Consider the following 23,369-nt stretch of genomic DNA (forward strand, 5'->3'; position numbering starts at 1 on the left):
ATATCCAATACTTCGTATTGTATGGCTACGCTATGCCCAACTTGCTTTGCTTGTAGAAACTGATTTAATCAGTTTCTCTGTGTTGGGTCCCTTCCGATGGTACAGTTTCAGCCAGAAATTCTACACAGATAAATCTGTGGGAATTTCTAAGGTCTTCAACTTGTACTGTTCCCTCAGGAGTCTTGCCATAAATACTACGTATTTATATGTAATTTTACGCTAATATACTCAAAAAAACTCTTTCGTATAATTTAGTAAACACAACTAAACTTAATTAACGAAGAGTCTTCTGTATAAAGACTAAAACAAGACTCAACTTACATTACCAATGGGAACTTCAATTATTATTCCCACACATGAGTCTAATTAATTGGTAATCATAGATGAATTTAATCAAACATCATTGATAACTTATGGCATGTTTATTAAAGGTAAAGCTAAAAATATAAAAGTTACATGTTTAATACTCAAAATTGGGACTATAACGAAAGTAATCTATAGTCAAAGGAAAATAGATGTAGAACCATTTTTTGGATTAATGTAGTAGCTCAACGAGCTGAAAATAATCAAAAAAACAATGAAAAAGGTAATTTCTATATTATTTCAATAGAAATTACCTTTTTTCATTTGTCCAAGAACTTTATGTCCCGGACCTTTTTTGCATTTTATAAACTGTTAATCAGAGTACGGTGTCATTACTTTAGTGCTTTATTACCAATATCGTTTCTATAGAATAAATTATCACTATTAATTTTTTCAACATTTTTATAGGCTTCTTGTTGTGCTTTAGCTAAATTGTCTCCTTGTCCTATAGCTAATATGACACGACCTCCTGAATTAACGTATTGATTATTTTCTTTTTTCAAGCCACTTACATAATAGTTCTGATTCAATTCGAATCCACTTACTTTATGCCCTTTTTCATAATGACCTGGGTAGCCTTTAGAGGCTAACATCACACCAACTACAGATTCATCTTTCCATTCTAAATGAATCTCGTCACCTTTATCTAGAGCGATGATATGATCCATCAAATCACTTTTCATACGTGTTAATAATACTTGTGCTTCTGGATCGCCAAATCTTGCATTAAATTCAATGACTTTTGGTCCATCTTCGGTAAGAATAGCTCCGATATATAACAAACCGAAGAAATGATAACCTTCTTCAGCCATTGCATTAGCAATAGGTTGAGCTATTTCATCATTCGTTCTTTTTATTATATCTTGGTTAATATGTGGTACTGGACAATATGCACCCATACCACCCGTATTAGGTCCTTCGTCATTATCATATGCACGCTTATGATCTTGCGCAATACAATCAAAAGGTATAGCTCTTTTACCATTAACAAAGGTCATGACTGAGAACTCTTCACCTTCTAAGAACTCCTCAAATACTACTGTACCAGAGTCCTCACTAAACATTTGATTCACAGCTTCTTTAGCATCATTTCGATTGGTAGCTATAACTACCCCTTTACCAGCTGCTAAACCATCTTTTTTAATCACAATTGGTAAATCGCAATGATTAACATATGTTAATGCCTCGTCTTTATTATCAATTTCTCTATATTGAGCTGTTGGAATATGATATTTATCCATAATTCTCTTTGCAAAAGACTTAGATCCTTCTATTTGAGCAGCATCACTATTAGGCCCAAATACTTTAATTTGATGTTCTCTTAATAAATCAGGCAGACCATCAATCAGTGGTTGTTCAGGCCCAATCACGACCCATTCAATTTGATGTTGAGTTACAAATTCTAAAATACCTTCATTATCATTTTCCTTAATATCTGTATGAATTTGTGCAACATTTACCATAGCTTCATTACCAGGTATAACATGCACCTGATCAACTAATGGAGATTGATTTAATTTATTTGCTAATACATGTTCACGACCACCAGCACCTATAACGAGTACGTTCATGAATTTACTCCCTTCATGTTTTAACTTTTAGTGTTTAAAATGACGCATACCTGTCATTACCATTGTAATTCCATATTTATTTGCCATATCTATCGACTCTTGATCTTTAATTGAACCACCAGGTTGAATAATTGCTTTAATGCCATTTTTAGCAGCTAATTCTACTGTATCGTCCATCGGGAAAAAGCCGTCAGATACTAAAGCTACATTCTCATTAATTTCTATTGCTCTTTCTAATGCAATTTTAGCTGATCCAACTCGGTTCATTTGGCCCGCACCAATACCTACTGTTTGTTTTTCATTACTTAAGATAACAGCATTACTTTTAACAGCACTTACAACTTTCCAACCTAATAACATTGCATTCCACTGCTTTTCTGTGGGTTGAACTTCAGTTGCAACCTTCATGTCTTCACGACTAACTTCGTAATTATCTTTATCCTGTACTAAATATCCACCAGATACTGATACAAATTCCTCTTCTCTACTATCAATCGTAGTATCTATTTCTAATAATCGAATATTTTTCTTTTGAGTCAAAATTTCTAGCGCTTCATCTGTAAATTTTGGTGCGATAACTACTTCTAAAAAGATTGAATGTAACGTTTGAGCTAATTCTGCCGTCACTGCACGATTTAGCGCAATAATACCACCGAATATCGATTGATTGTCTGCATCAAATGCATTTTGAAAAGCAAATTCTATAGATTTTCCAATTCCGACGCCACACGGATTCATATGTTTAACAGCTATTGTAGCTGGTTCTTCAAATTTCTTTACTAATGACAGTGCTGCATCTGCATCTTTAATATTGTTATAACTTAATTGCTTACCATGTAATTGTTTAGCACCTGCAATAGTATGTTTAGCATTAGATGTTCTTACAAAATAAGCTGATTGTTGTGGATTTTCTCCGTAACGTAATGTTTCTTTATTATCTTTGAAGAAATTAACAATTGCTTCATCATATTGAGTCGTATGTTCAAATACTTTAATCATTAGTGATTTACGGTATGCTTCATCCAATTGGTTGTTTTTTATTCTATTAATCACTTCATTATAGTCTGACGGATGAACAATTGTAGTGACATGTTTGAAATTCTTAGCTGCAGCTCTTAACATCGTCGGACCACCAATATCTATATTTTCGATTGCATCATCTTCCGTTACATCAGGATTTTCAACTGTTTTTTGAAATGGATAAAGATTAACAACAACTAAATCTATAAGATCAATATGTTGCTCTTTTAATTGATCTAAATGTTCTTGTTTATCTCTATCAGCTAATATGCCTCCGTGAACTGCAGGATGCAATGTTTTAACACGACCATCCATGATTTCAGGAAATTGTGTGAGTTCTGAAACAGATTTCACATCAACTTGAGCTTCTTCTAAAATTTGTTTTGTACCACCTGTTGAATAAAGTTCATAGCCTAAAGAGTGTAATGATTTTGCAAATTCAACAATATCGCTTTTATTTGAAACACTTAAAATTGCTTTTTTCATTGTTTTGTAATACTCCTCTATTGAATGATTTTTGCAATAACGCTCGGATATAATTCGTATTCTAATTGTTTAACTCTTTCTTCCAAGTCTTCTTTAGTATCGTCCGTTTTAATATCACATTGTCTTTGTTCAATAATTTCTCCCGTGTCCATACCGCTATCAACATAATGTACTGTAGATCCTGTTACAATATCTCCACTACGATATGCCTGTCCTATTGCATCAATCCCCTTAAATTTCGGCAATAATGAAGGATGGATATTTAAAATTTTATGTGGAAACGCATTTAATATATCTTGTCCTATTAATCTCATATAACCTGCTAATATTATCCATTGAACCCCTTCTTCAGATAATAATGTCAGTAAGTGTTTTTCATATTGTGATTTAGATTCAAAGTCTTTCGGTTCATTGATATGTACTTTGATGCCTAATGCTTTCGCACGATCGATGCAGTATGCGTCATTATGGTCTGTATATAGTGCTGAAATTTCAATATGCGATAAATTTCCATTTTGTACTTGTCGTACTATATTTTCAAAATTGCTACCAGAACCAGAAGCAAAAATCGCTACTTTAATCACATTTATACCCCCTGAATGTGAATTGGTTTACGGTCATCTTTGATAATACGACCAATCTCATACGCATCTATATTTTGTTCTTTTAACACTTTTAAAGCCTGCTCTTTGTCATTTTCATTCACAATGACAGTGTAGCCAATACCCATGTTAAAAATGTTATACATTTCATCTGTACTTATATTTCCTTCTTTTTGCAACCAGTCAAAAATAGCTGGCGTTGGAAAAGCATGACTATCTATGTCCGCTGCAAGTCCTTCAGGTAATGATCGTGGAATATTTTCATAGAATCCACCACCTGTAATATGATTCATGGCTTTAATTGAGACATGTTTCTTCAATTCAAGAATCGGTTTAACATATAATTGAGTAGGAGCTAAAAACGTTTCTAAATAGGTACTATCTCCAAACGAATCGTTTAAATTAATACCTGACTTTTTGATTAATTGTCTAACAAGACTATAACCATTTGAGTGTATACCATTCGAAGCTAACCCGATGATGACTTGTCCAGGTTTGACTGCTGATCCATCAATATAATCTTCTTTTTCAACTGCACCAACAGCAAATCCGGCTAAATCATATTCACCTTCGTGATACATTTCGCCCATTTCAGCTGTTTCTCCACCTATTAATGCTGTATTGGTTTCTTCACATCCATCGCTGATACCTTTTACTATTTGTTCAATAATTTCAGGCACGACTTTATGTGTTGCAATATAATCTAAGAAGTATAGTGGTTCGGCACCCGTTGTTAAGATATCATTGACACACATTGCAACTGCATCTATTCCAATAGTGTCATGTTTGTCGTTGTCGATTGCTAATTTTAATTTGGTACCAACACCATCTGTACCCGATACGAGTACAGGTGCTTTCATATTAAGTTGGGACAAATCAAATGTTGCACCGAAACCACCCAATCCTCCAATAACTTCTTTACGCAATGTTCGTTTAACATGACTAGACATTCTTTCTACCGCTTCATAACCTGCGTGAATATCAACACCTGATTGTTCGTATGCTTTAGACATTTATATTTCCCTCACTATCAAAATAATGTTTATTTTTAGTAATATATTCTTTTTGGCGTTTACTTAAATGCTTTTTATAATTTTCTTCATAATCAAACAATCCTGCTGGATAATCTCCGGTGAAACTTTCTACACATAAGCCATGATATGGTGCATCATAATCTAAACCAATAGATTCAATTAATCCATCTACGCTAAGATAAGCAAGTGAATCAGCACCAATATACTCACAAATTTCTTCAGGTGATTTACTAGCTGATATGAGTTCAGCAGTTGTTGACACATCAATGCCATAAAAACTTGGAAACATGAATTCAGGAGAAGCAATTCTGACATGGACTTCATTTGCACCTGAATCTTTTAACATTTTGACAATTCGTTTAGATGTAGTACCTCGTACGATTGAGTCATCGACTAATATAATATTTTGACCATCTACGATATCTTTAACTGCAGATAATTTAACTCTTACACCTTGCTCACGTAATTGTTGGGTAGGTTGTATAAACGTACGAGCAACATATTGATTTTTTACAAGTCCCATTTCATATGGAAGTCCAATTTCTTCTGCATAACCAGTAGCTGCTGACAATGAAGAATTAGGTACACCAATAACCATATCTGCTTTTACAGGACTTTCTTGTGCTAAACGCTTACCAGATGCTTTACGAACGGCATGAACATTTTTTCCAGCAATAGTAGAATCTGGTCTTGCAAAATAAATATATTCCATAGCTGAAATAGCCGTATTAGTGTGTCGTGTATAAGATTTAACATGAACCCCTTCATCGTTAATAATGACGTATTCTCCTGCATGTATATCTTGAACAAATTCAGCACCAAGTACATCAATGGCACATGTTTCGCTAGCTATAATATAAGTATTATCCTGCATTTTCCCAACTACTAACGGTCTAATTGCATTAGGATCAACAGCCCCATACAATCCATCTTTCGTAAGGATAGCAAAAGTGAATCCACCCTTAATTTGACGTAAGCTTTCTTTAAGTGCTTCTTCGAATGTTGGTGCTTTACTTCTTCGTATTAAATGCATGATTACCTCTGTATCAGAAGAAGAATGGAATATCGCACCATGTTTTTCTAAATTTTGTCTTAAAGATTTAGCATTAATCAGATTACCGTTATGACATATCGCAACACTCATATCATAAAAGTGATATAAAAATGGTTGTATATTTTCAATGCCTTTATTTCCAGAAGTTGCATATCTGACGTGACCTATGGCGTGATTATAGTCTTTTAATCTAGCTAATTGATTATCTTTAATTGCTTCCGTTAGTAAGCCAAGACCTCTTTCACCAACTAATTTTTCGTGATTAGAAGCTACAATACCGGCGCCTTCTTGTCCTCTATGTTGTAAACTATGCAGCCCCATATAAGTTAATTGTGCTGCATCAGGATGATCCCATATGCCAAAGACACCACATTCCTCATTTAATCCTGAGTAGTTAAACATTGGTGAATTGCTCCTTCCCAAACATGTTTAATATCCGTTACTTCTTTGGTAATTTTAGTTTGTTCATTTGATACGTTAAATTGATTTGTATGTGTTAACTGACCAATTTCAATAGCACCATCAATATTTAAAGATTGATTTGCTTTAACCGCTACAATATATCTACCTTGAGATTCACTAAATAATTGTGGATTAGATACATTTACATGAGCTTCAAGTCCTAAATCATAATAAGCACTCATTTTAGCTAATGTAATTAATAGGCCACCTTTACCTACTGTTTGCACATGTGATGCAATTCCATTTCTAATGGCTTCTTTAATGGCTTCTCCTTTTTCAACTTCTTTACTTAAATCGATAGATTCAAATTCGTGATTGACTGAACCATATATTAATTTTTCAAGTTGACTGCCACCAAAATCATTACGGGTTTCTCCAACTAAATAAAGTTTATCTCCAGCTTGAGGTTTAAAATCAGTTAAGTAATCAATATTTTCAATTAAACCAACCATACCTACTACAGGTGTTGGGAATATAGAGGTACCTCTAGTTTCGTTATAAAGAGAAACATTTCCTGATACAACTGGTGTATTTAATACGTCACATGCTTCTGCCATACCTTTAGTAGAATCAATTAATTGTTGATAAATTTCTTTTTTCTCTGGTGAACCATAATTCAAGCAATCTGTCATAGCTAATGGCGTCGCACCGACAGCAATTAAATTGCGATACGCTTCAGCAACCACCATTTTCCCGCCTTCATAAGGTTGATTGAATACATAGCGTGCTTCCCCGTCAATTGTTGAAGCAATGGCTTTATTCGTTCCTTCTACTCTAACAACTGAAGCTTGTAAACCTGGCTTAACAATCGTATTTGCACCGACTTGTTGATCGTATTGTTCATACAAATGTTTTTTTGAAGCAATTGTAGGATGATTTAATAATTGATTGAATGTAGATTCAACATCAATTTGACTGTAATCATTTTTAGAAGTGTTGTATTCCTTTTCTTCACCTTCAAGTACATAAACAGGAGCTTCATCAGATAATGGTTGAACAGGTATATCCGCAAATACTTCATCTTCATACGTTAATACAAAACGATCAGTGTCAGTTACTTCTCCAATAATTGCACTATCCAATTCATGTTTTTCAAATAAATCTAGGAATTTTTGTTCTGTTCCTTTTTCTACAACTAGTAACATTCTTTCTTGTGTTTCAGATAGCATCATTTCATATGGAGAAATACCTGGTTCTCTTGTGGGAACTTGATCCAATTTTAAATGAAGACCGCTTCCACCTTTAGCAGCCATTTCTGAAGATGATGAAGTTAATCCAGCTGCACCCATATCTTGTATACCAACTAATTCATCAAAAGTGATAGCTTCTAAAGTTGCTTCCATTAATTTTTTACCAACAAATGGATCGCCAATTTGTACAGATGGTCTTTTACTTTCACTTTCTTCTGTCAATTCTTCAGACGCAAATGTAGCACCGTGTATACCATCTCGTCCTGTTTTCAATCCTACATAAATAACAGAATTTCCTACACCTTTAGCTGTCCCTTTTTGCACCATGTCATGATCGATAATACCTACACACATCGCATTAACTAACGGGTTGCCATCATAGCGATCATCAAATTCAATTTCTCCGGCAGTCGTTGGTATCCCAATACAATTACCGTAACCACCAATACCACTAACGACACCTTTAAGTAACCTTTGATTTTGTTTATTTGATAATTCACCAAAACGTAAACTATTTAATAAATTAATTGGACGAGCGCCAATGGAAACAATGTCTCTGATGATGCCACCTACGCCAGTTGCTGCACCTTGATACGGCTCTATAGCAGATGGATGGTTATGAGATTCAACTTTAAATACTACTGCTTGTTTGTCACCAATATCTACAACCCCTGCACCTTCACCCGGTCCCATTAATACATGTTCACCTGATGTTGGGAATTGTTTTAAAAATGGCTTCGAATGTTTGTATGAGCAATGTTCACTCCACATAACTGAAAAGATACCTGTCTCAGTAAAATTAGGTTCTCTACCTAAAATCTCACAAACTTTATCATATTCTTTATCGCTTAATCCCATATCTTGGTATAACTTTTCTAACTTAATCTCTTCAATACTTGGTTCGATAAATTTAGACATTTTGTTCCCTCCAACTATTTACCATTGCTTCAAATAATTTGACGCCACTATCAGTACCTAATAATAATTCCATTGCTCTTTCTGGATGAGGCATCATACCACAAACATTTCCTGCTTTATTAACTATCCCTGCTATATCATCATATGACCCATTAGGATTATCAGTATATTTCAAAATAATCTGATTATTTTGGCTTAAATCCTTATAAATTTCTTCATTACAATAGTAATGTCCTTCTCCATGTGCCACAGGATAAACAACAATTTCGTCTTCGTTATATAAATTAGTGAAGGGTGTTTGATTATTAACTACACGTAGTGATTCATTTCTGCTAACAAACAAATGTGAATCATTATGAAGTAATGCACCAGGTAGTAAACCAATTTCAGTTAGAATTTGGAAACCATTACATACCCCGAGTACTGGTTTACCTTCATTTGCTAATCTTTTCACTTCATTGATGACTGGAGCTACACTTGCCATAGCACCTGATCTTAAATAATCTCCAAAAGAGAATCCACCAGGAATAAGTACACCATCGAACCCTTCTAAAGAGGTAGTTCTATAATCAACATATTCCGCTTCAACACCTGATTTAATTGCAGCATTATACATATCTCTATCACAGTTTGACCCTGGAAATACAAGAACAGCAAATTTCATGTTATGCATTCTCCTTTTCATCAATCACTTTATAGCTATATTCTTCAATAACTGTATTAGCAAATAATTTTTCACTTAATGTTGTAATAATGTTATCAACAGCCTCATCAGTTGCTTCATCGACAGTCATATATAATAACTTTCCTACTCGAATATCATTCACTTGGTTATAACCTAAATCATGAACAGCTCTGTTTAATGCTTGTCCTTGTGTATCTAATACCTGTGGTTGTAACGTTACGTGTAATTCAATAGTTTTCATTATTTTAAATCCTCCAATTTATTTAAAAATGATTGATATGTTTCAATTAGTGATCCAGTGTCATTTCGATATACATCTTTGTCAAAATTTGTATCAGAATATTTGTCCCATATTCTGCATGTATCTGGGGAAATTTCATCAGCTAATAAAATATTTCCAGTTTCTGTAATGCCAAATTCAATCTTGAAATCAACAAGTCTTAATTCCATTTCATTCATTAATTTAGATAATATTGTATTAATATCTAATGCCATTGATTTTAAAGTGTCGATTTGTTCGTTATTAGCAATATGCATTAATTTAATGTGATCCTCAGTGATAAGCGGATCATTTAAATCATCATTTTTATAGAAGAATTCGACTAATGGCTCATCAAAAACGTAACCTTTTTCAAAACCTAATCTTTTAGTAATTGAACCTGCTGCTATATTTCTAACTACGACTTCTAATGGAATAATTTTTACTGATTCTACAAGTTGCTCTGTTTCTGATAATTGTTTTATAAAATGACTTTTCAATCCATTTTCGTTTAAATAATTAAATATAATAGAAGTAATTTGATTGTTTAATTTCCCTTTGCCTAGCATCGCATCTTTTTTAGCACCATTACCGGCAGTGACCTCGTCTTTATATTCCACTCTTAATTCATTAGGTTTATCAGTAGAATAAATTCGTTTTGCTTTACCTTCATATAGTAATGACATTAACCTTCTCTCCCCTCAAAACGCTTTAACATATCTTTTTCAGTTTCATCGATATCATTAGTTAGTATTGTCATATGGCCCATTTTTCTATTTGGCTTACGTTCAGATTTACCGTATATATGTACATGCCATTCTGGATGTTCTCCAAATTCATGTTCTAATAAATCTAAATCTTTACCTAATAAATTCATCATTACTGCTGGTTTTAAAACTTCAATTTGCTGGGGTAATGATTGTCCAGTTACTGCTAATATATGTGTATCAAATTGTGAATAATCACATGCTTCAATAGAATAATGTCCTGAATTATGTGGTCTAGGTGCAATTTCATTAACATATAAGTGATTGTTTTCATCAATGAAAAATTCAACAGTAAAAGTGCCGACAAAGTGAACTACGTTAGTTATCTTCTCTACTTCTCTCTTTGCACTTTCAGTTTTATCAGATCTTGCTGGAACAATTGTTTTAAATAAAATTTGATTTCTATGTTCATTTTCTTGTAGTGGGAAATAAGTGATTTGTTGATGATTACCGATTGTAACAGTAAGTGAAACTTCTTTATCAATTTCCAGAAATTTCTCAGCTACACATTCTTGTTTCGATATGATAGTTTCTGCTTCTTCTAAATCTTCTTCTGTCTTGACCAATACTTGTCCTTTTCCATCATATCCACCAAAACGCGTTTTAACTATAAATGGATAACCTAATTCTGATACGGCATTTGATAAATCATCTTTATTTTTTATAGAGGTATAAGGAACAATTTGTGTGCCCGCTTGCTCCAAAGTTTGCTTTTCAGTTAATCTATCTTGAAGTAATTCAATCGCTTGATAACCTTGAGGAATATTATATTTATCTGTTAGCGATTTAAGTTGGTTAGCTGATATGTTCTCAAATTCATAAGTGATGACATCTGCACTATCTCCAAGTTGTTGTAACGCTTTTTCGTCATCATACTCAGCATGTATAAATTCATGGGCAACATATCTACATGGACAATCAATATTAGGATCTAAAACAATAACTTTATATCCCATTTTTTGTGCTGATTGTGCCATCATTTTACCTAGTTGGCCGCCTCCGATGATGCCAATAGTAGCGCCAAATGATAATTTATTGAAGTTCATTTTGCATTTCCTCCACTTTTTGTACGAGAGATTTTTCATAATTTTCCAAATTTTTACGAACTGAAGAATGACTAATACCGAGAATTCTCGCTGCTAATATACCTGCGTTTTTAGCGCCAGATTTACCAATTGCTGTTGTCGCTACTGGAATTCCACCAGGCATTTGAACAATTGATAGTAAAGAATCTAAGCCCTTTAAACTTTTCGATTCTATAGGTACGCCTATAACTGGCAATGTAGTCATTGAAGCAACCATACCTGGTAGGTGTGCTGCTCCACCTGCACCAGCAATAATTAAGTCGTAGCCGTCATTAACAGCATGACTTGCAAAATCTACCATTAAATGTGGCGTACGATGTGCTGAAACTACTTTCTTTTCATACGGAATTCCAAATTCTTCAAGCATATTGCAACTTTCTTTCATAATTTCCCAATCGGAAGAACTACCCATAATGACTGCAACTTTCACAATGTACACCCTTTCAAAACTTTGGATTTATTTGTCTTTAAGTTGTATATTACAGATATAGCATAACAATCATTATATGCTTTTTCAATCAAAAATCGAACTTTGATTGAAAATTTTAATTAAATTTACGTCTTTTAGCTATTAAATGACGTATTATTAATGTTAAAGTTAAGTTATTAAATTATTAGGAGGAGATATTGTGGTAGCAAAGCTATTAGATGGTAAACAAATCGCAAAAGATTATAGACAAGGATTAAAAGAACAAGTGGAAGAGCTTAAAACAAAAGGTTATACACCAAAATTGTCTGTAATAATAATTGGTAATGACGGTGCCAGCCTAAGCTATGTGAAATCAAAAAAGAAAGCCGCTGAAAAGATTGGTATGATTTCTGAAATTATTCATTTAGATGAAGATACATCTGAACAAGACGTGTTATCTGAATTAGAACGTTTGAATAATGATGATTCTGTCAGTGGCATTCTTGTTCAAGTCCCTCTTCCAGAGCAGGTAAGTGAACAAAAAGTATTAGAAGCTATTAATCCTGAAAAAGACGTAGACGGTTTCCACCCTAGTAATATTGGTAAGTTATATATTGATGAACAAACATTTGTACCATGTACACCACTTGGTATTATGGAAATTTTAAAACATGCAGATATTGATATTGAAGGCAAAAATGCAGTAGTAATCGGTAGAAGTCATATCGTTGGTCAACCTGTTTCTAAACTGTTATTACAACAAAATGCTACAGTGACTATTTTGCATTCTAGATCAAAAGATATGGCAAGTTTTGTTAAAGATGCAGATATTGTCGTAAGTGCAGTTGGTAAACCTGAATTAGTAACAAAAGATATGGTTAAAGAAGGTGCTGTCATCATCGATGTAGGTAATACACCTGATGAAAATGGAAAATTAAAAGGCGATATCGATTTTGAAGAAGTTAAAGAAGTTGCTGGCGCTATTACTCCAGTTCCAGGAGGCGTTGGTCCATTAACAATCACTATGGTATTAAACAACACTTTATTAGCAGAAAAAATGCGCCGTGGTATTAAATAAGTTTTGACTTTTAACATATAAATAAAAGCCGAAGAAAATGTTTCTTCGGCTTTTTTAATGTTTTGTTTTTATTAATATTTTATACTTGGAAACTTAATTTAGGGATAAATGTTTCATAGTGAATTTTATTTGTGTCTATATCAAGTTCTTTTATAGATTTAATAATTGATTGAATGAATGATTTACCACCACATACATATATTTCTGTATTTTCATCGATCCATTCTTTTAAATCTTCGCTACCAATATATCCATTTTTAGTTTTATCATGTAGCATATATGTTGCATTGTCACTGCCATTAGCAATTGTTTTTAGTACAGAAGAGAATGGCGCATCATTAATATCATTTGTAACTTGTACAAAACGAGTAGTGCTATCATTATTAACTACTTCATTAAACATAGATACTAGTGGTGTTACACCAATTCCTGAACCTAAGAATAATTGTTTATTGTCTTTTTCAACTACGTGGAACGGACCAACTGGTGCAGATAAATTGATGTCGTCGCCTTCTTTAAATTCGTCATGTAATATAGTAGAAACTTCACCTTCATGTTCAGTAGTTACATCACGTTTAACTGCAAATGTTAAATAATTTTCGTCACCTTTAACTATTGAATAGTGTCTTTTTGCTCTATATGGCATTTTTTCACTACCTACATCAACAGTAATATATTGACCAGGTACAAATTGGCTTAAATCATAGTCTTTTGAAGATACTGTAAATGCTTTAATATCAGAAGAAACTTCTTCAATTGTTTCAACTTTAAATGGTTGGAATCCATCCCATAACATTTCTGCATAAATATCTTTTTCAACTGAAATAAACACATCTGCAATTTCTTGATATGCTTTTTTCCATGTTTTGATAATTTCATGATCATCATCTAGACCAACAACTTGTTTAATTGCTTCGATCAAATTTTCACCAACAATATCATATCCAGCTGGTGGTACTTGTAAGCCACAGTGTTTATAGGCAATTCCTTTAACTACAGGTAAAATAGCTCCAAGATTATCTATATTTACAGCTGCTGCTAATACAGATTGAGCTAATGCAGTAGATTGTAATCCTGTTTTTTGGTTTGTTTGGTTAAACATATTTCTTAATTCTGGATGTTGATTTAACATACGACCATAAAATTTCGAAGTAATTTCTGTACCTTTATCCTGCAATACAGGCACCGTTTCTTTGACGACTTCTTTTTCTCTTTCACTTAACATAATTTCCACTCCCACTAATCTAGAATTAAAATTAATTCAATTTGCATATTCATTCTAATCCTATGTTAATTGTATATGCAATATAATGTAGAAATGTTCACATATCGTTCAATTTACAAAAGCTTAATTAAATTTTTTCTTATTATATGTTTTAAATAATTAATCAATCAGGTATATTAAGACTATAGTATGATGTATTATTCTGAAAATTAAGGTATATTATAAATAAATCATAGTCGACTAATATTCGGAGGTTACTTTATGAACAAACTAATACAGTCATTATCAGCTATCGGAGTATCTGCTACTTTAGTCACACCGAATTTAAATGCCGAAGCTACAACTAATTCTGAACCTCAACTTAGAGGTGTTAATGATATGATTATTGAACAAGGCGAAGATTATAATTTATTAAAAGGAATTAGTGCTTATGACAAAGAAGATGGCGATTTAACTCATAAAATTAAAGTCGATGGCGATATTGATACTAATAAACCTGGTACATATAAAGTTAAATACAAAGTTACTGATTCAGATGGAGCACAAAATACAACAGTTAGAAATATCAAAGTTAAATAACAAGATACTTAAGTTGAGATTATTTCTCAACTTTTTTTATTTTTCTGAATTATTGCTTTTTTAGACTAAAAACGCTTTTATTTATTGTATTTTCACAAATTTGTCCTTTTTCACAAAATGTACACATAATTTTAACAAATCTTACAATCCCCGTCATATCTCAAACTTTTTAAAATTTTTGGCTTATATTAATAATTTTTTTCTTCTAGGTACTTGTAAATATTGTGTAATAACTTAAAATTAGTGGTAAGCCCTACATTTGTAGTATTAGGAGGTCAAAAAAAGTGTCAAAATTTAAGTCTTTGCTTCTAATGGTCGGAACCCTAATTTTACTTAGTGGTTGTTCGAACATTGAAGTTTTTAATGCAAAAGGGCCAGTAGCAAGTAGTCAGAAGTTCTTGATCATCTATTCAATTATCTTCATGCTTGTTATTGTTGTCGTTGTTCTTTCCATGTTTGCATTCTTCATCTTTAAGTACAGTTATAGTAAGAATGATGAATCTGGTAAGATGCACCACAATTCTTTAATTGAAACAATTTGGTTTGTGGTACCTATCATTATCGTTATTGCTTTAGCAATTCCAACTGTTAAAACATTATACGATTATGAAAAACCACCAGAGAAAGACAAGGACCCACTTGTGGTTTACGCAGTAAGCGCTGGTTACAAATGGTTCTTTGCCTACCCAGATCAACACATCGAAACTGTTAATACGTTAACAATTCCAAAAGATCGTCCAGTAGTATTCAAGTTACAATCTATGGATACTATGACAAGTTTCTGGATTCCACAATTAGGTGGTCAGAAATATGCCATGACTGGTATGACTATGAATTGGACATTAACAGCAGATCAAACAGGTACTTTCAGAGGTAGAAACTCTAACTTCAATGGTGAAGGTTTCTCACGTCAAACATTTGATGTAAACTCTGTAAGCCAAAGTGATTTCAACAAATGGGTGAAAAAAGCTCAAAGTAAGAAAACGTTAGATCAAGATACATTTGATAAACAAATCTTACCAAGCACACCTAACAAAGAATTAACGTTTAATGGTACGCATATGGCGTTCGTAGATCCTGCAGCTGATCCTGAGTATATCTTCTACGCATACAAACGTTACAATTACGTTCAAAAAGATCCTAACTTCGTTGATGAAAAAGATCTTTATAAAGACGTAAAAGATAAACCAGTCAAACCAGCTCGTAAGGTTACAATTTCAAATGCTAACTATAAACGTCACGGTATGACACCAATGATTCTTGGCAACAATGAAAAATACGACAATGAATTCAAGAAGAAAGAAAAACACAATTCTAAGGAAATGGAAAAAATTTCCAAAGAAGCTAAAGACGGTAATGCGTCTAAAAACAAAGAAAATGATGATCATGGAGGTGGACATTAATGAATTTTCCATGGGATCAATTACTAGTTAAGGGTAACTGGATGATTACGATGGCACAAATCGGTGCACCATTCTTAGTTATCGGCCTTATCGCAGTAATTACTTATTTCAAATTATGGAAATATCTTTATAGAGAATGGTTCACATCCGTAGACCATAAAAAAATCGGTGTTATGTATTTAATCTGTGCCGTATTAATGTTCGTCCGTGGTGGTATTGATGCGTTAATGCTTCGTACTCAATTAACTGTTCCAGATAACACATTCTTAGAATCTAACCACTACAATGAAGTATTTAGTACACACGGCGTTATCATGATTATTTTCATGGCTATGCCTTTCATCTTTGGTTTATGGAATATTGTTGTTCCTTTACAAATTGGTGCACGTGATGTTGCCTTCCCTGTAATGAACAACGTAAGTTTCTGGCTATTCTTTGCTGGTATGATTTTATTCAACCTATCATTTATCGTAGGTGGATCTCCAGCTGCTGGTTGGACAAACTATGCACCACTTGCTGGTGAATTTAGTCCTGGACCAGGTGTCAACTACTATCTAGTTGCTATCCAAATTTCCGGTTTAGGTACGTTAATGACCGGTATTAACTTCTTTGTAACGATTTTAAGATGTAAAACACCTACAATGAAGTTTATGCAAATGCCAATGTTTACTGTAACTACATTCATCACTACATTAATCGTTATCTTAGCCTTCCCTGTTCTTACAGTGGCTTTAGCGTTAATGACAGTCGATAGAATATTCGGAACAGCGTTCTTTACAGTAGCTGATGGCGGTATGCCTATGTTATGGGCTAACTTCTTCTGGGTATGGGGGCACCCTGAAGTATATATCGTTATCTTACCTGCATTTGGTATTTACTCTGAAATTATTCCAACATTTGCGCGTAAACGCTTGTTCGGACATCAAAGCATGGTCTGGGCAACTGCTGGTATCGCGTTCTTAAGTTTCTTAGTTTGGGTTCACCATTTCTTCACAATGGGTAATGGTGCTTTAATTAACTCATTCTTCTCAATTTCTACAATGTTAATCGGTGTACCAACCGGAGTTAAGCTATTCAACTGGCTATTAACATTGTATAAAGGTAGAATTACTTTCGAGTCACCTATGTTATTCTCATTAGCATTTATCCCTAACTTCCTATTAGGTGGGGTTACAGGTGTAATGCTTGCGATGGCATCAGCTGACTATCAATATCACAACACTTATTTCTTAGTAGCTCACTTCCACTATACATTGGTTACTGGTGTAGTATTTGCCTGCTTAGCTGGTTTAATATTCTGGTATCCAAAAATGATGGGCTACAAATTAAACGAAACGTTAAACAAATGGTGCTTCTGGTTCTTCATGATCGGATTTAACGTTTGTTTCTTACCACAATTCATTCTTGGATTAGATGGTATGCCACGTCGTTTATACACTTATATGCCTTCTGATGGTTGGTTCTTATTAAATGTTATCTCAACTATCGGTGCTTTATTAATGGCAATTGGTTTCTTATTCTTAGTGGTAAGCATTGTTTACAGTCACATTAAAGCACCACGTGAAGCTACAGGCGATAACTGGGATGGACTTGGTCGTACTTTAGAGTGGACTACTGCATCAGCAATTCCACCTAAATACAACTTTGCTATCACTCCAGATTGGAATGACTATGACACATTCGTAGATATGAAGGAACATGGTCGTCATTATTTAGACAACCATAATTACAAAGATATTCACATGCCAAACGACACACCAGTTGGTTTCTGGATGGGAATATTCTTTACAATCGGTGGTTTCTTCTTAATCTTTGAAACAATCATTCCAGCCGCTATCTGTTTAGCAGGTATCTTCGGTACAATGATTTGGAGAAGTTTCCAAATTGACCATGGTTACCATATCCCTGCTTCTGAAGTAGCTGAAACTGAAGCACGTTTAAGAGAAGCACGTATTAAAGAAAGGGAGGCTGTAAGTCATGAGTCATGATACTAATACAATTGATTCACGTACGCATGAAGGCGAATTAAATAAACTTGGCTTTTGGATTTTCCTTACAGCCGAATTCGCGTTATTCGGTACCCTATTCGCAACGTTATTAACTTTGCAACATGGTGGCGATTACGCTGGCAAGATGACTACAGAGTTATTTGAATTACCTTTAGTTTTAATAATGACATTCGCGTTATTATTAAGTTCATATACATGTGGTATTGCAATCTACTACATGCGTAAAGAAAAACAAAACTTAATGATGTTTTGGATGATTCTTACTGTACTACTAGGGCTTGTATTCGTAGGATTTGAAATCTACGAATTCGCACATTATGTTTCTGAAGGTGTCAACCCTACTATCGGTTCCTTCTGGTCTAGTTTCTTTATTCTATTAGGAACACACGGTTGTCACGTTTCAGTTGGTATTGTTTGGATTATTTGCTTATTAATTCAAATTGGAACTCGTGGTTTGGATTCATATAATGCTCCAAAATTATTTATAGTAAGTTTATACTGGCACTTCTTAGATGTTGTTTGGATCTTCATCTTCACTGCCGTATATATGATAGGGATGGTGTATAGCGGATGAATACAATCGTAAAACATACAGTCGGATTTATTGCTTCTATCGTATTGACGCTTTTAGCAGTTTTCGTAACACTATACACATCAATGAGTTTCCATGCTAAAGTAACAATTATTTTTGGATTCGCATTTATCCAAGCTGCACTTCAATTATTAATGTTCATGCATTTAACTGAAGGTAAAGATGGACGTGTCCAAATGTTTAAAGTTATCTTTGCAATTATCATAACTCTAATTACTGTTATCGGTACTTATTGGGTTATGCAAGGTGGTCACTCACACCACTTATAAAAAGTATAAAGTTCATACTTTTAGACCTACTAGCATTGCTAGTAGGTCTTTTTTACGTCAAAATAGAACTAATGATAAATGAGAGGAGTTGGTATCAGTGGTCATACCTATTATTATAGATACTGATCCAGGTATTGATGATGCAGCTGCCATCAGCTTGGCATTGAGTCATCCTAATATAGAAGTTAAAATGATTTCTACTGTTAATGGAAATGTGAATGTTGATAAAACAACGAACAATGCACTTAAATTAGTTCATTTTTTCGATAGTAAAGTCCCAGTTTATAAAGGTACAGCTCGTCCTTTAATTTCCGATCCTGTTGATGCAGCCGAAGTACATGGCGAGTCAGGAATGGACGGCTATGTTTTTGAATCATTTGAAAATCATCATATTCCACAAACAAATTCAATAGAAGCAATCAAAGATGAAATTATGAAGAGTTCTTATCCAATAACTATTGTTGCTATTGGACCATTAACAAATATTGCATTACTTTTAGCTACTTATCCTGAAGTAAAATCGAATATCAAACAAATTGTTATTATGGGTGGTAGTAGCGGTAGAGGCAATGTCACACCTTTAGCAGAATTTAATATATATTGTGATCCAGAAGCAGCAAACATTGTTTTTAATGCACAAATACCAGTTGTGATGATTGGATTAGATTTAGCAAGAAAAGCTATGTTCTCACATGATTTTATAAAAGAAATTAAACAAGTTAATCAAACAGGAAATATGTTATATCATTTATTACAACATTACAGAACTGAAAATGTTCACGAAGGTATAAAGTTATATGATGTATTTACAATTTTATATTTAATTAATCCAGATATATTTAACGTTTATGATGCCAATGTACAGATTGAGCTTCATGGTTTATTAACTAAGGGTGCCACTGTTGTTGATTTTGAGTCGCTAGAACCAAATTGTAAGGTAGTACATTCCCCTATTTCAACACACTATCAAGATTTATTTTTAAACGCCCTTTCATATTGTAAATAAAAATAGAACGCACATATTTAGTGTCTCAACAGACAATATATGTGCGTTCAGTTGTTTAATTTATTATAATTTTACTTTAACACCAGGAACGTTATATTCCTTTTTTTGATGAAGCATATTATAGAAAATATGTTTCATTTTGTTTTCATTCGCTTTTTCATTTTCTGTAATTAAATTACTTGCTAAAACAACAGTATATTTATCATTATAGTAAACAGTAAATATTTGTCCGAAGAACACGCCATTAATCCTATTCATTGTAGGAGTAACGTAGAAACCATATCTATATTCAATTGGATATTCTTTAGTACCAAATTCATGTAAAAATGGATTAGCTGTATCTGCATTAAATATCTTATACTGTTGCAGTGCATTGACTAATTTGCCCATATCATATGGAGCCATATATAAATTACCAGCGCCATAATATTGGTTTAATATTTTAGGATGCATCAAAGAAAATTTATTATGAGTCAATTTGTATCCATTTGCCATATTTTTACGATATAATTTTTCATCAAAGAAAGCTGTATGTTGTAATTGATATGGATTACCTAATCTATTGTAATAATTGGCAACATAAGGCTTATTTGTAACCTGCTCGATAACTTTCGCAAGCACTAAATAATTCCCATCATTGTAATGATCTTTATGGTAATAATTTTCATCTATACCTCTTTGTTGAATTGTTTTGACTGCTTGATCTAAATTTTTAATATTTGTTGATGCTTTATATTTGTATAACCCACTTCGATGTAACATCAAATCTTTTAATGTGATTTCTTTACTTGTTTTAAACCAAGGTAAATATTTGGTTACTGGATCATTGATATTCACTTTATTTTCTAATTCAAGTTGTTTTAACATTAATCCAGTAGTGAATTTTTGTGATGAACCGATAAGATACATTGTATTAGCTGTATTCTTTTTACCAGATTCAAAGTTTTGAAAGCCATAACCTTTATTCAACTTAATCTTACCATTTTCAAATATAGCAGCAGTACCATTAAAATTTGTATCTTTTAAATAGTTATCAATTTCTTTATATATAGGTTTTTTCTTATTAACAACGGTTTTTAGCTTTTTAGGTGCTTTCTCATGTTTATCTTTTTTAATAATATATGTAGCATTATCATTTTTTTGGAAGTACCGACTATCCATGTGCAGATATTCGTTCCATTTTTTTCCAAAAATTACCATTAATATGATTAGTATAATTAACACAATGATGAAAAACACAATCTTAATCTTGTTTAGTTTCATTTCGAAATTTGCCTCACATAATAATATCAATATTTTTCTTAGAAATATAAACATTAGATATCAAGGTCTTACTTTTATATCCATAATACTCGCTGAAAAATATATCTATTTGTCTTTTATTTTGTCTTGAACGTATCTATCAATTTAATTTCTATTATCTTACTTTAAATTTAATCCTCCCTTTTTTTATTAATTACCTCTATAAAGATCTTAAAAAATTATAAAGCTATTGTGATTACTACGATGTTACTCAATAAATATGATATGCATAATTATAAATCATTTTATGCATAAAATCACTTTAATTATATAGTACACCTTTAACAGAAAGATTACATAGTACTTTAGTACCATAAATAATAATATCTTAAAAAATTTTATGAAACTGACAACACAGTATTTTAACGCCAGTCAATTTAATAAAAATGGAAATGAATTGTTTAGATAAGATCATAATAGCAAATAGTTTCAACATAAATTAGCATAAGTATAAATATGCATAATAATAATTGTTGAATTTGAATTGTTATATTGGTTATTAAAGTGTCACAATAAATGTAATCAAATACTCACATTTCTTACCATCAATCATTTATACTATAAGATATAAATAAAATTTTAGAATTCAATACTATTTATTGATATATGAGTTGTAATTTTTACTATAAAGTAATACAATTTAGGGCTATAGTGTGAAAAATTATAGACAACAATACGAAGAAACTACATAAATTTTAATCATATATTTAAAAATAAGTTAATAATGTTTAGGAGCAACAAATATGAATAAATTCTTTAAATACTTTTTAATTCTACTGACTTTCGCTCTTATTGCTATTCCTGTTGTTTTTGCTAGTAACCTATTCAAATCTTCAGAAAAAGCGTTTGAATCTTCTCAAGATAAAAGTAACGCAGATCGTCAATCAAATCTAAGAAGTTCAAAGGTCAACCCTGAAAAAGATCCAATTTCTATATTATTTTTAGGAATTGATGATAATGAAGGACGAGAAAAAAACGGACAAAGCTTGGAACATTCAAGATCTGACGCGATGATTTTATCTACTTTTAATCAAAAAAAACATCAAATTAGAATGTTGAGTATCCCCCGTGATACGATAAGTTACATTCCTAAAGTAGGTTATTATGACAAAATCACTCATGCCCATGCATACGGTGGCCCAATTGCTGCAATGGATTCCGTTGAAGCAACAATGAATGTGCCAGTTGATTACTATGCACGTGTTAATATGAAAGCATTCGTTGAAGCTGTCGATGAACTTGGTGGCATTTACTATGATGTTCCATATAATTTAAACGAACCAAATAGTGATGATACAGGTAGAATTAAAATTAAAAAAGGCTATCAAAAATTAAATGGTGATGAAGCATTAGCAGTTGCTAGAACGCGCCACCATGACTCAGACTTAAAACGTGGACAACGTCAAATGGACTTAATTAAAATATTATTCAAAAAAGCACAAACACTTGATTCATTTGATAAATTAGATGAAGTTATTAATATTGTAGGTAAAAATGCTAAGCATAATTTAACTAAATCTGAGATTAAATCATTATCTAGAATGTACCTATCTGACAGTGTTAAAATGAAAAAATCACAACTAGAAGGTGATGATGATATGTTAGATGGCGTTTATTATTACAATCCTAGCATTAGTAGTATCCAGAAATATTCAAACATCTTGCGTACTGATTTAGGATTATCTAAAATTACTGATAAAGATGATTTCTTAAATCAAAGAGTTATTGATCATTATGGCTCTCTAGTACCATTAACTGAACTAGATGATTCTCTTTTAAGAAAAGGTCAAAATGATACAACTGATGACAAAAAAGATAAAGATAATAATGATAGCAGTAATGACAGTAATAATGATGATCAACAAAACAGTGGAACTAACGATCAAACTCAAAACAATCAACAAATGGATAATCAAAACAACGGTATGAACACGCAACAAGATAATACCGTTAATAATCAAAATTACCAACAACAACAAGATACTACTGCTTATTAATTTT

At 32.6% G+C, this 23,369-nt stretch carries 21 protein-coding genes and 1 pseudogene; 9 read left to right on the top strand and 13 right to left on the bottom strand.

Going from position 1 to position 23,369, the window contains the following annotated elements:
- Nucleotides 1-370: 370 nt before the first annotated feature.
- Nucleotides 371-732, top strand: a pseudogene (locus HMPREF3125_RS12455) (hypothetical protein); the annotation flags it as partial.
- Here the strand turns inward: HMPREF3125_RS12455 and purD are convergent.
- The 11 genes from purD to purE are packed head-to-tail and all read right to left on the bottom strand — an operon-like array spanning nt 696 to nt 11,926.
- Complete coding sequence (purD, locus tag HMPREF3125_RS04470) at nt 696-1,934, bottom strand: phosphoribosylamine--glycine ligase (protein ID WP_070452190.1); 1,239 nt, start codon at nt 1,932-1,934, stop codon at nt 696-698. The pseudogene HMPREF3125_RS12455 and the gene purD overlap by 37 nt on opposite strands.
- A 27-nt stretch (nt 1,935-1,961) precedes the next feature.
- Complete coding sequence (gene purH, locus HMPREF3125_RS04475) at nt 1,962-3,440, bottom strand: bifunctional phosphoribosylaminoimidazolecarboxamide formyltransferase/IMP cyclohydrolase (protein ID WP_070452193.1); 1,479 nt, start codon at nt 3,438-3,440, stop codon at nt 1,962-1,964.
- A 17-nt stretch (nt 3,441-3,457) separates the two neighbouring features.
- Complete coding sequence (gene purN / locus HMPREF3125_RS04480; protein WP_017637042.1) at nt 3,458-4,024, bottom strand: phosphoribosylglycinamide formyltransferase; 567 nt, start codon at nt 4,022-4,024, stop codon at nt 3,458-3,460.
- Nucleotides 4,025-4,026: 2 nt separating this feature from the next.
- Nucleotides 4,027-5,055, bottom strand: a complete 1,029-nt coding sequence (gene purM, locus HMPREF3125_RS04485) for a phosphoribosylformylglycinamidine cyclo-ligase (RefSeq protein ID WP_029055540.1) — start codon at nt 5,053-5,055, stop codon at nt 4,027-4,029.
- Complete coding sequence (gene purF, locus HMPREF3125_RS04490) at nt 5,048-6,532, bottom strand: amidophosphoribosyltransferase (RefSeq protein WP_070452198.1); 1,485 nt, start codon at nt 6,530-6,532, stop codon at nt 5,048-5,050. The genes purM and purF overlap by 8 nt, the downstream gene beginning before the upstream one ends.
- The gene (purL, locus tag HMPREF3125_RS04495; protein WP_017637039.1) at nt 6,511-8,700 is read right to left on the bottom strand and encodes a phosphoribosylformylglycinamidine synthase subunit PurL; all 2,190 of its coding nucleotides are present in this window, start codon (nt 8,698-8,700) and stop codon (nt 6,511-6,513) included. Before purL ends, purF begins: the two co-directional genes overlap by 22 nt.
- Nucleotides 8,693-9,364 carry a phosphoribosylformylglycinamidine synthase I gene (gene purQ, locus HMPREF3125_RS04500; RefSeq protein WP_017637038.1) on the bottom strand — a complete coding sequence of 224 codons (672 nt, stop codon included), beginning with the start codon at nt 9,362-9,364 and terminating at the stop codon, nt 8,693-8,695. The genes purL and purQ overlap by 8 nt, the downstream gene beginning before the upstream one ends.
- 1 nt (nt 9,365) lies before the next feature.
- Complete coding sequence (purS, locus tag HMPREF3125_RS04505; protein WP_017637037.1) at nt 9,366-9,626, bottom strand: phosphoribosylformylglycinamidine synthase subunit PurS; 261 nt, start codon at nt 9,624-9,626, stop codon at nt 9,366-9,368.
- A complete protein-coding gene (gene purC / locus HMPREF3125_RS04510) occupies nt 9,626-10,330 on the bottom strand; it encodes a phosphoribosylaminoimidazolesuccinocarboxamide synthase (RefSeq protein WP_017637036.1) in 705 nt (234 codons plus the stop codon). Before purC ends, purS begins: the two co-directional genes overlap by 1 nt.
- The gene (gene purK / locus HMPREF3125_RS04515) at nt 10,330-11,457 is read right to left on the bottom strand and encodes a 5-(carboxyamino)imidazole ribonucleotide synthase (protein WP_017637035.1); all 1,128 of its coding nucleotides are present in this window, start codon (nt 11,455-11,457) and stop codon (nt 10,330-10,332) included. The genes purC and purK overlap by 1 nt, the downstream gene beginning before the upstream one ends.
- Nucleotides 11,444-11,926 (bottom strand): 5-(carboxyamino)imidazole ribonucleotide mutase, encoded by a 483-nt coding sequence (gene purE, locus HMPREF3125_RS04520; protein ID WP_017637034.1) that lies wholly within the window; start codon nt 11,924-11,926, stop codon nt 11,444-11,446. Before purE ends, purK begins: the two co-directional genes overlap by 14 nt.
- 199 nt (nt 11,927-12,125) lie before the next feature.
- On the opposite strand from purE, the gene folD reads away from it, so the two are divergent.
- The gene (gene folD, locus HMPREF3125_RS04525; RefSeq protein WP_070452201.1) at nt 12,126-12,983 is read left to right on the top strand and encodes a bifunctional methylenetetrahydrofolate dehydrogenase/methenyltetrahydrofolate cyclohydrolase FolD; all 858 of its coding nucleotides are present in this window, start codon (nt 12,126-12,128) and stop codon (nt 12,981-12,983) included.
- 79 nt (nt 12,984-13,062) lie between these two features.
- Here the strand turns inward: folD and HMPREF3125_RS04530 are convergent, their stop codons facing one another.
- Nucleotides 13,063-14,208, bottom strand: coding sequence for a globin domain-containing protein (locus HMPREF3125_RS04530; protein WP_017637032.1), 1,146 nt, complete (start codon nt 14,206-14,208; stop codon nt 13,063-13,065).
- A 261-nt stretch (nt 14,209-14,469) separates the two neighbouring features.
- Here HMPREF3125_RS04530 and HMPREF3125_RS04535 point away from each other — a divergent pair, with 261 nt between their 5' ends.
- From HMPREF3125_RS04535 to rihC, 6 genes are all read left to right on the top strand, one after another.
- On the top strand, nt 14,470-14,787 hold the full coding sequence (locus tag HMPREF3125_RS04535; RefSeq protein ID WP_029055545.1) for a DUF5011 domain-containing protein: 318 nt from the start codon (nt 14,470-14,472) through the stop codon (nt 14,785-14,787).
- 284 nt (nt 14,788-15,071) lie between these two features.
- Nucleotides 15,072-16,190 carry a cytochrome aa3 quinol oxidase subunit II gene (gene qoxA, locus HMPREF3125_RS04540; RefSeq protein ID WP_017637030.1) on the top strand — a complete coding sequence of 373 codons (1,119 nt, stop codon included), beginning with the start codon at nt 15,072-15,074 and terminating at the stop codon, nt 16,188-16,190.
- Nucleotides 16,190-18,178: a cytochrome aa3 quinol oxidase subunit I gene (gene qoxB / locus HMPREF3125_RS04545; protein WP_017637029.1), complete on the top strand. Its 1,989-nt coding sequence runs from the start codon at nt 16,190-16,192 to the stop codon at nt 18,176-18,178. Before qoxA ends, qoxB begins: the two co-directional genes overlap by 1 nt.
- Nucleotides 18,168-18,773, top strand: coding sequence for a cytochrome aa3 quinol oxidase subunit III (qoxC, locus tag HMPREF3125_RS04550; RefSeq protein WP_017637028.1), 606 nt, complete (start codon nt 18,168-18,170; stop codon nt 18,771-18,773). Before qoxB ends, qoxC begins: the two co-directional genes overlap by 11 nt.
- Nucleotides 18,770-19,060 carry a cytochrome aa3 quinol oxidase subunit IV gene (qoxD, locus tag HMPREF3125_RS04555; RefSeq protein WP_017637027.1) on the top strand — a complete coding sequence of 97 codons (291 nt, stop codon included), beginning with the start codon at nt 18,770-18,772 and terminating at the stop codon, nt 19,058-19,060. Before qoxC ends, qoxD begins: the two co-directional genes overlap by 4 nt.
- Before the next feature lie 97 nt (nt 19,061-19,157).
- On the top strand, nt 19,158-20,066 hold the full coding sequence (gene rihC, locus HMPREF3125_RS04560; protein WP_070452204.1) for a ribonucleoside hydrolase RihC: 909 nt from the start codon (nt 19,158-19,160) through the stop codon (nt 20,064-20,066).
- Between the two features lie 63 nt (nt 20,067-20,129).
- On the opposite strand, the gene HMPREF3125_RS04565 is transcribed toward rihC, so the two are convergent.
- Nucleotides 20,130-21,329, bottom strand: coding sequence for a serine hydrolase domain-containing protein (locus HMPREF3125_RS04565; protein ID WP_070452207.1), 1,200 nt, complete (start codon nt 21,327-21,329; stop codon nt 20,130-20,132).
- A gap of 782 nt (nt 21,330-22,111) precedes the next feature.
- On the opposite strand from HMPREF3125_RS04565, the gene HMPREF3125_RS04570 reads away from it, so the two are divergent.
- Nucleotides 22,112-23,365, top strand: coding sequence for an LCP family protein (locus HMPREF3125_RS04570; protein WP_017638082.1), 1,254 nt, complete (start codon nt 22,112-22,114; stop codon nt 23,363-23,365).
- Nucleotides 23,366-23,369: the final 4 nt, after the last annotated feature.

Source organism: Staphylococcus sp. HMSC13A10, from assembly GCF_001808005.1.
GTDB lineage: Bacteria > Bacillota > Bacilli > Staphylococcales > Staphylococcaceae > Staphylococcus > Staphylococcus pasteuri.